This is a genomic window from Acidovorax sp. SUPP3334, assembly GCF_030159055.1.
In the GTDB taxonomy this organism is placed as follows: Bacteria; Pseudomonadota; Gammaproteobacteria; order Burkholderiales; family Burkholderiaceae_C; genus Paracidovorax.
Genome location: NZ_BQXQ01000009.1, coordinates 109,391 through 122,493 on the forward strand (window position 1 = coordinate 109,391; position 13,103 = coordinate 122,493).

A 13,103-nucleotide genomic window follows, 5' to 3' on the forward strand; every position below is an offset into this window, starting at 1 on the left:
CCTGGTTTTCTCGGAAAAGGGCGGGGCAACCGTCAGTAGCCCAGGCGGGCGGGCAGCCACAGTGCCAGTTGCGGGAAGGCGATGACCAGCACCATGACGACGAACATCGCCAGGAGCATGGGCCCGACCCAGCGCACGGTGGATTCCATGCGCACGCCAGCGATGCGGCACGACACCATGAGGTTCACGGCCAGCGGCGGGGTGAACTGGCCCAGCGCGACCTTGAGCGTGAGGATGACGCCGAACCACACCGGGTCCCACTGGTAGTGCTGCATGATGGGCAGCAGCAGCGGCACGAAGATGAGAAAGATCGAAATGCCGTCCAGGAACATGCCCACCGTGATGAGCAGCAGGATCAGCAGCGCCATCACGCCGTACTCGCCCAGGCCCGAGTTCACGATGGCCGTCGCCACCGGATCGATCACGCCCAGCGTGGACAGCGAGAACGCGAAGATGCCGGCCAGCGACACCACCAGCAGGATCACGGCGGAGAGTTCGCCGGCTTCGCGCAGGATGGGGAACAGGTCGCGCACCTTGATCGTGCGGTGGACGCACATGCCCACGAACAGGCCGTAGAACACCGCCACCACCGCGGCCTCGGTGGGCGTGAACCATCCGGCGCGCATGCCGCCCAGGATCAGCACCGGCGCGGCCAGGCCCCAGGACGCATCGCGCAGGCTGCGCCAAAAGGGCGGGCGCGGCATGGAGGATTCGAGCGCTCCCATCTTGTGCCGGCGGGCCAGCCACACGGCCGGCACGATCAGCGCGATGCCAGCGAGCACGCCCGGAATCATGCCGGCCGCGAACAGCGCCGGCACCGAGGCGCCTGGCACCAGCACCGAATAGATGATGAATGCGACCGACGGAGGGATCAGGATGTCGGTGGCTGCCGCAGCGCCCACCACGCTGGCCGAGAACGAACCGGGGTAGCCCGCACGCGACATGGCCGCGATCATCACGCCGCCCACGGCCGCGGCGTTGGCCGGGCCGGAGCCGGAAATCCCGCCCAGGAACATGGCCACGGCGATGGCCACCAGCGGCAGCATGCCCGGGCCGCGGCCCACGATGGCCACCGCGAAGTTCACGAGCCGCAGTGCCACGCCCGAGCGGTCGAAGATCGAGCCCACGAGCACGAACATGGGAATGGCCAGCAACGGGTACTTGCCCAGGCCGGCATAGAAGTTCTGCGGCACGGCCAGCAGGCCGAACCACTGGCTGTCGGCATTGGCCAGCGCGATGGCTGTCACGCCGGCCAGGCCCAGGGACGCGCCGATCGGCACGCCCACGAACATCATGGCGAGGAACGCCACGAACAGCAGGGTGGCGATCATTCGTCGGCGGCCTGTCGGCCCGGCGATGGGGCCGCGCGGCCCCGCCGGATGAACAGGCCGACTGCGCGCCAGGTGATCAGCGCGGACAGCAGCGGCAGCCACACCGAATACCACCATTGCGGCACACCGATGCCGGGCGAGGTTTCGCCGAAGCGGTAGTCGTCCCACACCACGCGCACGCTCAGCACGGCGATCACGCCGAAAAGCAGCGCCACCATCAGCGCCCCGAAGCGCGCCAGGCCGTGCCGCCGCGCGGCCGAGCCGCCTTCGGCGAACCATTCGATGCGGATGTGCTGGTCGCGCGCGACGGCGGCAGAGCCCGCCACCAGCGCCAGAACGATCATGAGAAAGACCGAAATCTCTTCGGTCCAGGCGAAAGAGGAGTTGGTGAAATAGCGCACCAGCACGTTGGCGAAGGTGATGAGGGCCAGGGCCGCCATCACGATGACGGTGAGCCAGTCTTCGATGCGCAGGGAACGGGGGGTGTCGTCGTCAGGCTTGGCGACGGGTGCGGCGCCATGGGGCGAAGGCCCGGACGGGGGAGGTAGGGGCATGGGAGGCAGAGGGGTCAGGGAGATCAAACAACGTGGCGATGCAGGTCACTCTGCCCACCGGCCTTGTGCGCCAGGGGCCCGGACGGGCGGCGTTCGGAACGCCGAAGGCCATTTTGCAAGCAAACGTGCCAGCGTCCGGTGCAGGGTTTCCCCAGGGCGTTGAGCAGGAGGGGCATGCGCTCGCCCCGATAATGCGCGCCATGGAAACCAAGTGGCTCGAGGATTTCGTCAGCCTCGCGGAAACGCGCAGCTTCAGCCGGTCGGCGCAGTTGCGCCATGTGACCCAGCCAGCGTTCTCGCGCCGCATCCAGGCGCTCGAGGCCTGGGCCGGCACCGATCTGGTGGACCGCAGTTCCTACCCGACCCGGCTCACGCCCGCGGGCAAGACCCTTTACGAAGAGGCGCTGGAGATGCTGCAGGCCATGCAGAACACCCGTGCCATGCTGCGGGCCCACACCAGCGCCGGCAAGGACATGATCGAGTTCGCGGTGCCCCATACGCTGGCGTTCACGTTCTTTCCCGCATGGCTGTCGAGCCTTCGCGAGCGCTTCGGGCCCGTCAAGAGCCGCCTGATCGCCCTCAACGTGCACGACGCCGTATTGCGCCTGGTGGAAGGAGGGTGCGATCTGCTGATCGCCTACCACCACCCCTCGCAGCCGTTCCAGCTCGATGCCGACCGCTACGAGATGGTGACGCTGGGCCAGGAAATCCTCTCGCCCTATTCCCGCGCCAATGCCGAAGGCCAGCCGCTGTTCAGCCTGCCGGGCCGTGCCAGCGATCCGTTGCCCTATCTGGGGTATGCGCCCGGTGCGTATCTGGGCCGCGTGACGGAATTGATCCTTAAACAGTCGAGCACGGCCATCCACCTGGACCGTGTCTATGAGACCGACATGGCGGAGGGGCTCAAGGCCATGGCCGTGGAAGGGCACGGGGTCGCCTTCCTTCCGCACAGCGCCGTCAAAAAGGAACTCCGCTCCCGCCGCCTGGTGAGCGCCGCTCCACCGGGGGTGGAGGATTTGCAGATGGCGATGGAGGTGCGCGCCTACCGCGAGAAGCCGTCGGGCAAAGAGCCCTCCAAGGGCATCGTGCAATCGCTGTGGACCTACCTGCAGGCCCACGGTACGGACAAGCCCCTTTGACGCGGTAGGCGCGTTATGTGTCAATTGCATAATTCCACAGAGCAATTGGCATTGGAAAGACGTTGTGTCGGGACGTACATTCCGTCCCGGCGTCCGGAGCGAAGCGCAAAAGCCTTCGCCCAACAGAGAGGCCCGGCCTGGCACGGTGTTTGCTCGGGTTAGAACTTACGAACTTTGAGACAAGCCATGAAAACATTCCGCTGGAAGCCCGTAGGGGTCGCCGCAGCCTTGTGCTGGTGGGGCATGGCTGTCTCCGCCCAAGGGCTGCTGGACCGTGTGTCAGCGGGCGGCAAGCTGGTTCTGGCTTACCGCGAATCCTCGGTGCCCTTTTCCTATGTGGATGGCGGCAAGCCCATCGGCTATGCCGTGGACCTGTGCCAGCGGATCGCCGAGGTCGTTCGCAAGAAGACCGGCCGCAAGGACATGGAGGTGGAATTCGTGCCGGTCACTTCGGCCAACCGCCTCGAAACCATCGAAAAGGGCCGCGCCGACATGGAGTGCGGCTCCACCACCAACAATGCCGAGCGCCGCCAGGCCGTGGCGTTCACCGTGCCGCATTTCATCACCGGCGCCCGCCTGCTGGTGCCGGCGCAGAGCAATGTGGACCGCATCGAAGACCTGAGCGGCAAGAAGCTCGTCTCGACCAAGGGCTCCACGCCGCTCAAGGCCGCGCAGCAGATCAACCGCGAGCGCCTGCTGCAGATCAACGTCATCGAAGCCCCCGACCACGCCAAAGCCGTCGAAATGGTGGAAAAGGGCGAGGCCGACGCCTTCGCCATGGACGATGTGCTGCTGTACGGCCTGGCTTCCAACCGGCCCAACCCCGCTGCGCTCAAGGTGGTCGGCAAGTTCATCACCACCGAGCCGCTGGCGATCATGCTGCCCAAGAACGATCCCGCGTTCAAGAAGCTGGTGGACGACGAAATGCGCCGCCTCATCACCAGCCGCGAGATCTACCCCATCTACGACAAGTGGTTCACGCAACCCATACCGCCTTCCAACCGCGCGCTCAATCTTCCCGTGAGCTATCTCTTGAGGGATTTCTGGAGATACCCCACCGACCAGGTTCCGTTTTGAGCAAGGTTTTTTGCTGCGCTTCCCCGATGTTCCGGGTATTCGGCATGGTGGCGGATTCCGCCCTGTGCCACTATCTAGAACGATTCTTTCCCTCGCATCCGTAAGTTCTTAGGAGATCCTGATGAAGAAACATTTGCTGGCAGTCGCCATCACCGCCCTGGCCGCAGGCAGCGCTTTCGCGCAAGCCAACGACACGCTGGCCAAGATCAAGGCCTCCGGCACGATCACCGAAGGCGTGCGCGAATCTTCCGGTCTTTCGTACACCCTGGGTGACGGCAAGTACACGGGCTTTCACTACGATGTCTGCGCCAAGGTCATCGCCGACGTGCAAAAGCAGCTGGGCCTGTCCAAGCTGGACGTCAAGTACCAGCCCGTGACGTCGCAAAACCGCATTCCCCTGGTGCAAAACGGCACGGTGGACATCGAGTGCGGCTCCACCACCAACAACGCGGCCCGCCAGAAGGACGTCGCCTTCGCGGTCACGACCTATGTCGAAGAAGTGCGCATCGCCGTCAAGGCCGATTCGGGCATCACCGGCATCAAGGACCTGAACGGCAAGAACATCGCCACCACCACCGGCACCACCTCGGTGCAGACGCTGCGCAAGAACAAGCGCGCCGAAGGCCTGACGTTCAAGGAAGTGTTCGGCAAGGACCACTCCGACAGCTTCCTGCTGCTGGAATCCGGCCGCGCCGACGCGTTCATCATGGACGGTTCGATCCTGGCCTCCAACATCGCCAAGTCCAAGAGCCCGGGCGATTTCAAGATCGTCGGCGAAGTGCTGAGCGTGGAACCCATCGCCATCATGATCCGCAAGGACGACCCGGCCTTCAAGAAGGCCGTGGACGACAGCATCAAGGCCCAGATCAAGTCCGGCGACATGGCCAAGCTGTATGACAAGTGGTTCATGCAACCCGTGCCACCGAACAACGTGAAGATCGGCCTGCCATTGAGCGAAGCGACCAAGGCCGCCTGGGCGAACCCCAACGACAAGCCCATGGAAGAGTACGCGACCAAGGACTGAGCGCCCCGGCGCCCGCTTGCATCAAACGCCCACCGCCCGGTGGGCGTTTGTTTGTTCTCCCCGGCAGGGATGCCCGGGATGGGGCGTCAAGTTTGAAGACAACGAGATTTGAGAAGGATTTCCCATGGGATCAAATTGGGATTGGCAAGTCTTCCTGCAGGACCCGGGGGGTGAATACCCGACCTACCTCCAGTGGATGCTTTCTGCATGGGGCTGGACGGTGTCGGTGGCCTTGCTGGCACTGGTGATCGCCCTGGTGATGGGCTCGCTCATCGGCACGCTGCGCACGCTGCCCGACAACAAGGTGCTGGTCGGCTTCGGCAATGCCTGGGTCGAGCTCTTTCGGAACATTCCGCTGCTCGTGCAGATTTTTCTTTGGTACCACGTGCTGCCTGCGATCTTTCCGGTGCTCAAGGGCGTCTCGGGCTTCATCCTCGTGGTGCTGGCGCTGGGCTTCTTCACGTCGGCACGGATCGCCGAGCAGGTGAGGGCGGGCATCCAGGCTTTGCCGCGCGGCCAGCGCTACGCGGGCATGGCCATGGGCTTCACCACCGTGCAGTACTACCGCTACGTGCTCCTGCCGATGGCGTTTCGCATCATCATTCCTCCGCTCACGAGCGAGACGATGAACATCTTCAAGAACTCGTCCGTGGCCTTCGCCGTGTCGGTGGCCGAACTGACGATGTTCGCGATGCAGGCGCAGGAAGAAACCTCGCGCGGCATCGAAATCTACCTGGCCGTGACCGGCCTGTACGTGGTGTCTGCCTTCGCCATCAACCGCATCATGGCCTTCATCGAAAAGCGCACGCGCGTGCCCGGCCTGATCGTGTCCAGCGGCGCGGGGGGAGGTCACTGACATGATGAATCTCGACCTTTCCTTCTACAGCTGGGACATCATCAGCAAGTTCGTCGTCAAGGGCTTCTACTTCAGCATCATGCTGACGCTGATCGCCACGATCGGCGGCATCCTGCTGGGCACCGTGCTGGCGCTGATGCGCCTGTCGGGCAAGAAGTGGCTGGACGCGCCCGCCACGTTCTATGTCAACGGCATGCGCAGCATTCCGCTGGTGATGGTGATCCTGTGGTTCTTCCTGCTGGTGCCGGCCTCGTTCTACGCGGCGCTGCCTGGTGGAATCGGCACGAGCTACCGGTCCGAGCTGTCGGCCGTGATCACCTTCATCGCCTTCGAGGCCGCGTACTTCAGTGAAATCATGCGTGCCGGGATCCAGTCGATCTCGCGCGGGCAGGTGTTCGCGGGCCAGGCGCTGGGGATGACCTACGGGCAGAACATGAAGCTCGTGATCCTGCCGCAGGCGTTCCGCAACATGCTGCCGGTGCTGCTCACGCAGACCATCATCCTGTTCCAGGACACCTCGCTGGTCTATGCCATCGGCGCCTACGACATGCTCAAGGGCTTCGAGACGGCGGGCAAGAACTATGGCCGGCCGATCGAGGCCTATCTGCTGGCGGCTGTCGTGTACTTCGTGATGTGCTTTGCACTGTCTTGGTTCGTGAAGCGCCTGCATCGGAAAATCGCCATCATCCGCTGAGCGGAAAGAGTGAGGAAAAAGCAATGATTGAAATGAAGAATGTCTCGAAGTGGTACGGCAGCTTCCAGGTGCTGACCGACTGCTCCACTTCCATCCAGAAGGGCGAGGTCGTGGTGGTGTGCGGTCCCTCGGGTTCCGGCAAGTCCACGCTGATCAAGACCATCAACGCGCTCGAGCCTTTCCAGAAGGGCGAGATCTTCGTGGACGGTATCGCCGTGCACGACCCCAAGACCAACTTGCCCAAGCTGCGCAGCCGCGTGGGCATGGTGTTCCAGCACTTCGAACTGTTCCCCCACCTGTCGGTGACCGAGAACCTGACGATCGCGCAGGTCAAGGTGCTTGGCCGCGGCGCGGACGAAGCCAAGAAGCGCGGCCTCAAGATGCTGGACCGCGTGGGCCTGTCGGCGCACAAGGACAAGTTCCCCGGCCAGCTGTCGGGCGGCCAGCAGCAGCGCGTGGCCATTGCGCGTGCGCTGTCGATGGACCCCATCGTGATGCTGTTCGACGAGCCGACTTCGGCCCTCGACCCCGAAATGGTGGGCGAAGTGCTGGACGTGATGGTGGGCCTGGCCAACGAAGGCATGACCATGATGTGCGTGACCCACGAAATGGGCTTTGCGCGCAAGGTGAGCAATCGCGTGATCTTCATGGACGTGGGCGGAAAGATCCTGGAGGACTGCTCCAAGGACGACTTCTTCAACAACCCGGATGCCCGCCAGCCGCGCACCAAGGACTTCCTCAACAAGATCCTGCAGCACTGATCGACCGCTGCCGGGCCTTCGCAGGCCAGAGCGTAAGAGCGCCTTTCGGGGCGCTTTTTTCATGGCCGCCCGGACAGCCACGGCGCAACAATGGAGCACTGCGGGGAAATGCCCCGTCCCCGGATGTCTGCGTGCCGCCGGCCTCGGTGGCGACCGCTGCTAGTTTTTTCTGCCATGCCCTTGCCCGACGATGCCCGACCTGACGATGCCTCGGCCGCCCGCGCTGCCGGTGGCCCGGGTGCGGCTCGCGCGGCTGGCGCGCAGTGGCAGGTCGTGCATGTGCACCCTTCGGCGCCGCTGCAGCCGGCGCAAGGCGCGCCATGCAACGGGTGCGGCCTGTGCTGCCTGGCCGAGCCGTGTCCGCTGGGCATGCTGGTATCGCGCCGCCGCACCGGCCCATGCACGGCGCTGCGCTGGCGGGACGAAAGCGTCGATTCGTTGGCCGAGATGCCGGGCGGCAATGGCGCACCGGCGGTGGAGACCGACCCCGCGTCGGGTCGAGGCGAGGGCGCTGGGCGTCGCGTGCCGGCCTCGCCCGGCCGCTATGTCTGCGGCATGGTGGCCGACCCGGGCGAGGTCACCGGCTGGCGCAGCGCGTGGGCGGCAGGCCTGATGCGCGCGCTCGCCCGAAGGTGGATCGCGGCGGGCATCGGGTGCGATGCGCCGCCGCTGAGGCCGCAGCCTCCAGAAAACGGTACTGGCGGAGGTTCTGGTGATTTGCTATAAAAATAATAGCTACACCCCCTAGTGATGATTGCGCTGGAGGCCTTTTTGATGCTCAAGTCAAATGCCGCTCAGGTGCGGGGCAGCGCATAGGCGATCAGCCAGTCTCCCGTGCGGGTGCCCAGCGAACCATGGCCGCCAGCCGCCACCACGATGTACTGGCGCCCATCCGCACCCGTGTAGGTCATCGGCGTGGCCTGGCCGCCGGCAGGCAGCCGGCTCTTCCACAGTTCCTTGCCGTTCGCGACGTCGTAGGCCCGCACGTAGTAGTCGAGCGTGCCCGACAGGAACGCCACGCCACCGGCCGTGGTCACCGGGCCGCCCAGGTTGGGCACGCCCATCTTGAAGGGAACGGGCACGGGCGCCAGGTCGCGCACGGTGCCGTTCTTGTGCTTCCAGACGATCTTGCCCGTGGTCAGGTCCGCGCCGGCCACATAACCCCAGGGCGGCGCCTGGCAGGGAATGCCCAGCACCGAGACGAAGGGCTTGAGCCGCACGGCGAAGGGCGCGCCGACGTTCTCGTTCAGCGCGGGCAGCATGCCTTGCGGGGCCGCGCCGCCGGGCTGGACCAGCAGCGTCGTGTCGTCGGTGCGAGGGATCAGCTGCGAGGTGAAGGCCAGATAGGTGGGCGTGGTGAACGCCATCTCGCGCTGCGGGTCCACCGCCACGCCGCCCCAGTTGAACACGCCGAAATTGCCGGGGTACACCAGCGTCCCGTGCGTGGAAGGCGGCGTGAACCGGCCTTCGAAGCGGAGCTTTTCGAACGCGATGCGGCACATGAGCTGGTCGAACAGGGTGACGCCCCACATGTCCGCGCCCGTGAGCGGCGGCGGGTCGAACGACAGGGCCGACTTGGGCTGCGTGGGGGCGGTGCGGTCACCTTCGGCGGCGCCCTGCGGCGCCGGTTCTTCGGTCACCGGCAGGATGGGGTTGCCGGTGCGCCGGTCCAGCACGAACACCTCGCCCTGCTTGGTGGGCTGCACCAGCGCGGGCACGCGCTCGCCTTTCACCGTCAGGTCCACCAGGCTGGGCTGGGCTGGCACGTCGTAATCCCACAGGTCATGGTGCACGGTCTGGAAGTGCCAGCGCACGCGGCCGGTGGCCAGTTCCAGCGCCACGACGGACGATGAATAACGCTCCACCTCGGGGCTGCGCCGGCCGCCCCACTGGTCGGGCGGCTGGTTGCCCATCGGCACATAGACCAGGCCCAGGGTCTCGTCCACGCTGGAGATCGACCAGCTGTTGGGCGAGTTGGCCGTGTACGTTTCGCCGGGTCCGATGGGTGCGGTGGCCTCGGGCTTGGCCGAATCCCAGTTCCACACCAGGGCGCCGGTGCGCACGTTGTAGGCGCGGATCACGCCCGACTGTTCCTTGGTGGATGCGTTGTCCAGCACCGTGCCGCCGATGATGATCAGATCGCGCGTCACCACGGCGGGCGACGTGGAGTAGTACGCCCCGGGGCGCTTGTTGGGCATGCCGGCCCACAGGTCGATCTGCCCGGTGCCGTTGCCGAAGTCGCTGCACAGCGAGCCGGTGCGCGGGTCCAGCGCGAGAAGCCGGCCGTCCGCCGTGGGCATGAACAGGCGGCCTTCGCAGGTCACCGTGTTGAGGTTTGCAGCGGCTGCGACGGCCGTGGATGGCGCAGCAGGCGCCTGTGGAGCGGGCGCCGGGGCGGCAGCCACTGCCGATGCGGGGGAGGTGGCGGTGCCGCCCGCCATTGCCGGGGCAGCGGCCGGTGCGGGGACGGCGCCCGCCGCCGGTTCCGGCGGCTGGTACGACAGGCCGCGGCAGGTCAGATGCTGCAGCGCCAGTTCGCCCTTGCCCTGGGTCTGGGTGTCGTAGCGCCAGACCTGCGCGCCGGTGGTCGCATCCAGGGCAATCACGGACTGGTGCGGAGTGCATAGGTACAGCCGGTTGCCGACCTTGAGCGGCGTCACTTCGAACGTCGTTTCCTGCGGGTCGCCGGGCTGGCCGCGCACGTCGCCCGTGCGGAACTGCCAGGCCACTTCCAGGCCGCGCACGTTGTCGGGGGTGATCTGGCCCAGCGGGGAATAGCGCTGCCCGGCGCCCGTGCGGCCGTAGGCGTGCCATTCGCCAGCGGGAATGCCGCCGTCGCCCGTGCCCGGCATTGCGGCGGGAGAGGGCGTAGCGGCACTTGCGGTGGCTGCTGCAGGGGGCGTCGCCGCTTGCGCTTCGAACGCACCGGGGATGTCGTGCGCGTCGTGAAACCACGAGGCCACCGCCACCACGAAGAACGCCGCCAGCGAGGCGCTGAGCGCACGGCGCGGGCCGCGGTGCGATGCCGCCGAGATCATGCCGCGCGAGACCGCCGGCGTGAGCAAAAGCAATCCCAGCACGAAGAACACGTCGCCCCGCGCCGCCAGGGGCCACCAGTCGAGCCCGGCTTCCCACAGCGACCACACGAGGGTCACGGCCACCAGCCCGGCGTACACCCAGAGCGCGCCAGGGTTGCGCTGGGCCAGCATCCAACCCGCCAGCAGCGTCGCCAGCCCGGCGGGCAGGTAGTACCACGATCCCCCCAGCGCGATCAGCCAGACCCCGCCGATCCCGATGGCCAGGCCGATCACGACGAGGAGCAACCCGAGAAAGACGGGTGCGTGGCGTTGGTTGGGCATGGCGATTCCTCTTGAAACGGCTGCCCCCGGCATCGGCCGTGGAGCCGATGGGCGGGGTGGGGGCTGGAAGGCAGCACGCCGGTCGCGTGCGCCGGGGATGAAGGTACGCGGGCGCCTTCGGCGGGCGTGTCGGTTCCGCGCGTCGGCCCGTGTAGGACGAGTGCGTCGGGAGGCCGGACGGCGCGTACGAGGCGGCGCGCATGACGCGTGCGTGACGCGTGCGTGACAGCGCCTCAGGGTTTACGGCCTGAAGGGCCGGGGCAGGCTGCGATGCAATGGCGGCTGCCTATTTTGTTTGCGAGAACCGTTCGATCATGCAGCGCCGTCATCTCATGCAGCTCGGGGCCGCGGCCCTGGCCGCTCCTGCCCTTACCGCCCGTGCCCAATCCTTTCCTGCCAGGCCCATCAAGCTGGTGATCGCGTTCCCTGCGGGCGGCCCCACCGACATCACCATGCGCGCCCTGGCAGACAACGCCGGCAAGGCGCTCGGCCAGCCCGTCATCATCGACAACAAGCCCGGTGCCGGCGGCACGCTGCCCGCGCAACTGCTGCAGTCCTCGGCCGCCGACGGCTACACCGTGGCGCAGATTCCGCTGGGCGTGTTCCGGCTGCCCTACACGACCAAGATCAACTGGGACCCGGTCAAGGACATCACCTACGTGCTGAACGTGACGGGCTACGCCTTCGGCGTGGTGGTGCCGGCCGATTCGCCGTTCAAGACCTGGGCGGATTTCGTGGCCTATGCCAAGGCCAACCCCGGCAGGCTCAGCTATGGCTCCACCGGCACGCTCACCAGCCCGCACCTCACCATGGAACTGGCCGCGCAGCAGCTGGGCATTCAACTGCTGCACGTGCCCTACAAGGGCAGCGCCGATCTGATGCAGGCCATCATGGGCGGCCAGTTGATGGCTGCGGCCGACTCCACGGGCTTTGCGCCGCAGGTCGAGGCCGGCAAGCTGCGCGTGCTGAACACCTGGGGCGCGGAGCGCCTGGTCAAGTTTCCCGATGCCCCCACGCTCAAGGAACTGGGCATCGACGTGGTGCAGAACTCGCCCTTCGGCATCGGCGCCCCCAAGGGCACGCCGCCCGACGTGGTCAAGCGGCTGCACGACGCGTTCAAACAGGCCATGGAACAGGAAAGCTACCGCACCGCGCTGGCCCGCTACGACATGGTGCCGATCTACATGGACAGCGCGAGCTACCGCCAGTTCGCGCAGGACACCTTCACGCGTGAGAAGGCCCTGGTGGAAAAGCTGGGCCTGGGCAAGCCGCAGTAAGAAGGCTGGCGATGGTGCGTGGCCGGCACGGCGCCGGCCATCGCTCCGCTGCGTTGTCGCGAAGCGTGCCTTCGCAAACGCAAACGCAAAGGCGGGGCCAGGGCGAAATGCTTTTTGCTATTAAAAGCATAGCTTGCGCCGCAGTATTCACTAGGGCACCTGGCCAATTGTGCTCAGTATTGCCCGTGCCACCTCGGTAAACCCCGCGCCCCGCTCGCCCTGCGTGACGAACCGGGGACGGTGGCGCAGTTGCGGCACGAAGCGCGCGATGTTCGCCACACCCACGCTGTGCGCGAAACGCTCGAACATCAGCTGATCGTTGGTGGAATCGCCCACGTACACCCAGCGGCCCATTTCGGCATCCAGATCGCGCCCCAGCAGCGCGCGCACGATCCAGCGCGCACCCTCCAGCTTGTTGTGGTCGCCGAACCATCCGTTGATGTGGATGCTGCTCACCGTGGCATGCATGCCCGCGGCCCGCATGCGTTCAACGACCTGGTCGATCGTGGCCTGCGGCAGGTGCACGAATTCGCTGTGGTCGATGGCGATGTCGCACTCCCGCCCGGCGGAGTCGGTGGCGCGGCGTGCGCCCGGCACCTCGCGTTCGATCTGCGCCAGCACGGCCTGCATGCGCGCGTAGTTCCTGGCCCGGGTTTCAGCGCCTTGTTGATATATTTTTGATAGCACACTGCCGGCGTCTTGATTGTGCTGGAGGCCAATTTGGCCATGGTTCGCCACCAGTGCAGCGGCGCCGTTTTCCGCCACGATGGCGTCCACGGGCCAGGCGGCGGCGAAAGGCTCGCTCCAGCCGACGGGGCGCCCCGTGATCGGGATCACCTGCAGGCCCGCGGCCTTCAGAGCCGCGATGGCCGCCAGCGCATCGCCGGTGATGGCGCCCTCGGTCGTGAGCGTGTCGTCGATGTCGGTGAACACCCCCGCAATCGCCGTTGGCGGCTGCCATGCGGCCAGGGTTTGCAGCGTTTCGTCGTTGGGGGAATGCAGGGGCATGGCGGAAACGAAGGAATGCAAGG

12 protein-coding genes are annotated in these 13,103 nt (G+C 66.2%); 8 read left to right on the top strand and 4 right to left on the bottom strand.

Annotated features, from left to right (window positions below; all coding sequences use genetic code 11):
• Positions 1-32: 32 nt before the first annotated feature.
• Together AVHM3334_RS07145 and AVHM3334_RS07150 are read right to left on the bottom strand one after the other, a co-directional pair.
• Positions 33-1,331 (bottom strand): TRAP transporter large permease, encoded by a 1,299-nt coding sequence (locus AVHM3334_RS07145; protein WP_284410890.1) that lies wholly within the window; start codon positions 1,329-1,331, stop codon positions 33-35.
• A complete protein-coding gene (locus AVHM3334_RS07150) occupies positions 1,328-1,885 on the bottom strand; it encodes a TRAP transporter small permease (protein WP_284410892.1) in 558 nt (185 codons plus the stop codon). Before AVHM3334_RS07150 ends, AVHM3334_RS07145 begins: the two co-directional genes overlap by 4 nt.
• A 200-nt stretch (positions 1,886-2,085) precedes the next feature.
• Between AVHM3334_RS07150 and AVHM3334_RS07155 the strand changes: the two genes are divergently transcribed.
• From AVHM3334_RS07155 to AVHM3334_RS07185, 7 genes are all read left to right on the top strand, one after another.
• A complete protein-coding gene (locus AVHM3334_RS07155; protein WP_284410894.1) occupies positions 2,086-3,024 on the top strand; it encodes a LysR substrate-binding domain-containing protein in 939 nt (312 codons plus the stop codon).
• Between the two features lie 186 nt (positions 3,025-3,210).
• The gene (locus AVHM3334_RS07160; RefSeq protein WP_502869872.1) at positions 3,211-4,101 is read left to right on the top strand and encodes an amino acid ABC transporter substrate-binding protein; all 891 of its coding nucleotides are present in this window, start codon (positions 3,211-3,213) and stop codon (positions 4,099-4,101) included.
• A 121-nt stretch (positions 4,102-4,222) separates the two neighbouring features.
• On the top strand, positions 4,223-5,125 hold the full coding sequence (locus tag AVHM3334_RS07165; protein WP_284410895.1) for an amino acid ABC transporter substrate-binding protein: 903 nt from the start codon (positions 4,223-4,225) through the stop codon (positions 5,123-5,125).
• 124 nt (positions 5,126-5,249) lie between these two features.
• Positions 5,250-5,981, top strand: a complete 732-nt coding sequence (locus tag AVHM3334_RS07170; RefSeq protein ID WP_284410896.1) for an amino acid ABC transporter permease — start codon at positions 5,250-5,252, stop codon at positions 5,979-5,981.
• 1 nt (position 5,982) lies between these two features.
• Positions 5,983-6,675 carry an amino acid ABC transporter permease gene (locus tag AVHM3334_RS07175; RefSeq protein ID WP_092745298.1) on the top strand — a complete coding sequence of 231 codons (693 nt, stop codon included), beginning with the start codon at positions 5,983-5,985 and terminating at the stop codon, positions 6,673-6,675.
• Between the two features lie 23 nt (positions 6,676-6,698).
• The gene (locus AVHM3334_RS07180) at positions 6,699-7,436 is read left to right on the top strand and encodes an amino acid ABC transporter ATP-binding protein (RefSeq protein WP_092745297.1); all 738 of its coding nucleotides are present in this window, start codon (positions 6,699-6,701) and stop codon (positions 7,434-7,436) included.
• A gap of 174 nt (positions 7,437-7,610) precedes the next feature.
• Positions 7,611-8,162, top strand: a complete 552-nt coding sequence (locus tag AVHM3334_RS07185) for a hypothetical protein (protein WP_502869873.1) — start codon at positions 7,611-7,613, stop codon at positions 8,160-8,162.
• A 68-nt stretch (positions 8,163-8,230) separates the two neighbouring features.
• Here AVHM3334_RS07185 and AVHM3334_RS07190 read toward each other — a convergent pair whose 3' ends face one another.
• Positions 8,231-10,795, bottom strand: coding sequence for a glucose/quinate/shikimate family membrane-bound PQQ-dependent dehydrogenase (locus tag AVHM3334_RS07190; RefSeq protein WP_284410900.1), 2,565 nt, complete (start codon positions 10,793-10,795; stop codon positions 8,231-8,233).
• Between the two features lie 314 nt (positions 10,796-11,109).
• Here AVHM3334_RS07190 and AVHM3334_RS07195 point away from each other — a divergent pair, with 314 nt between their 5' ends.
• A complete protein-coding gene (locus AVHM3334_RS07195) occupies positions 11,110-12,072 on the top strand; it encodes a tripartite tricarboxylate transporter substrate binding protein (RefSeq protein WP_284410902.1) in 963 nt (320 codons plus the stop codon).
• A 150-nt stretch (positions 12,073-12,222) separates the two neighbouring features.
• Here the strand turns inward: AVHM3334_RS07195 and AVHM3334_RS07200 are convergent, their stop codons facing one another.
• A complete protein-coding gene (locus tag AVHM3334_RS07200; protein ID WP_284410904.1) occupies positions 12,223-13,080 on the bottom strand; it encodes an HAD-IIB family hydrolase in 858 nt (285 codons plus the stop codon).
• Positions 13,081-13,103: the final 23 nt, after the last annotated feature.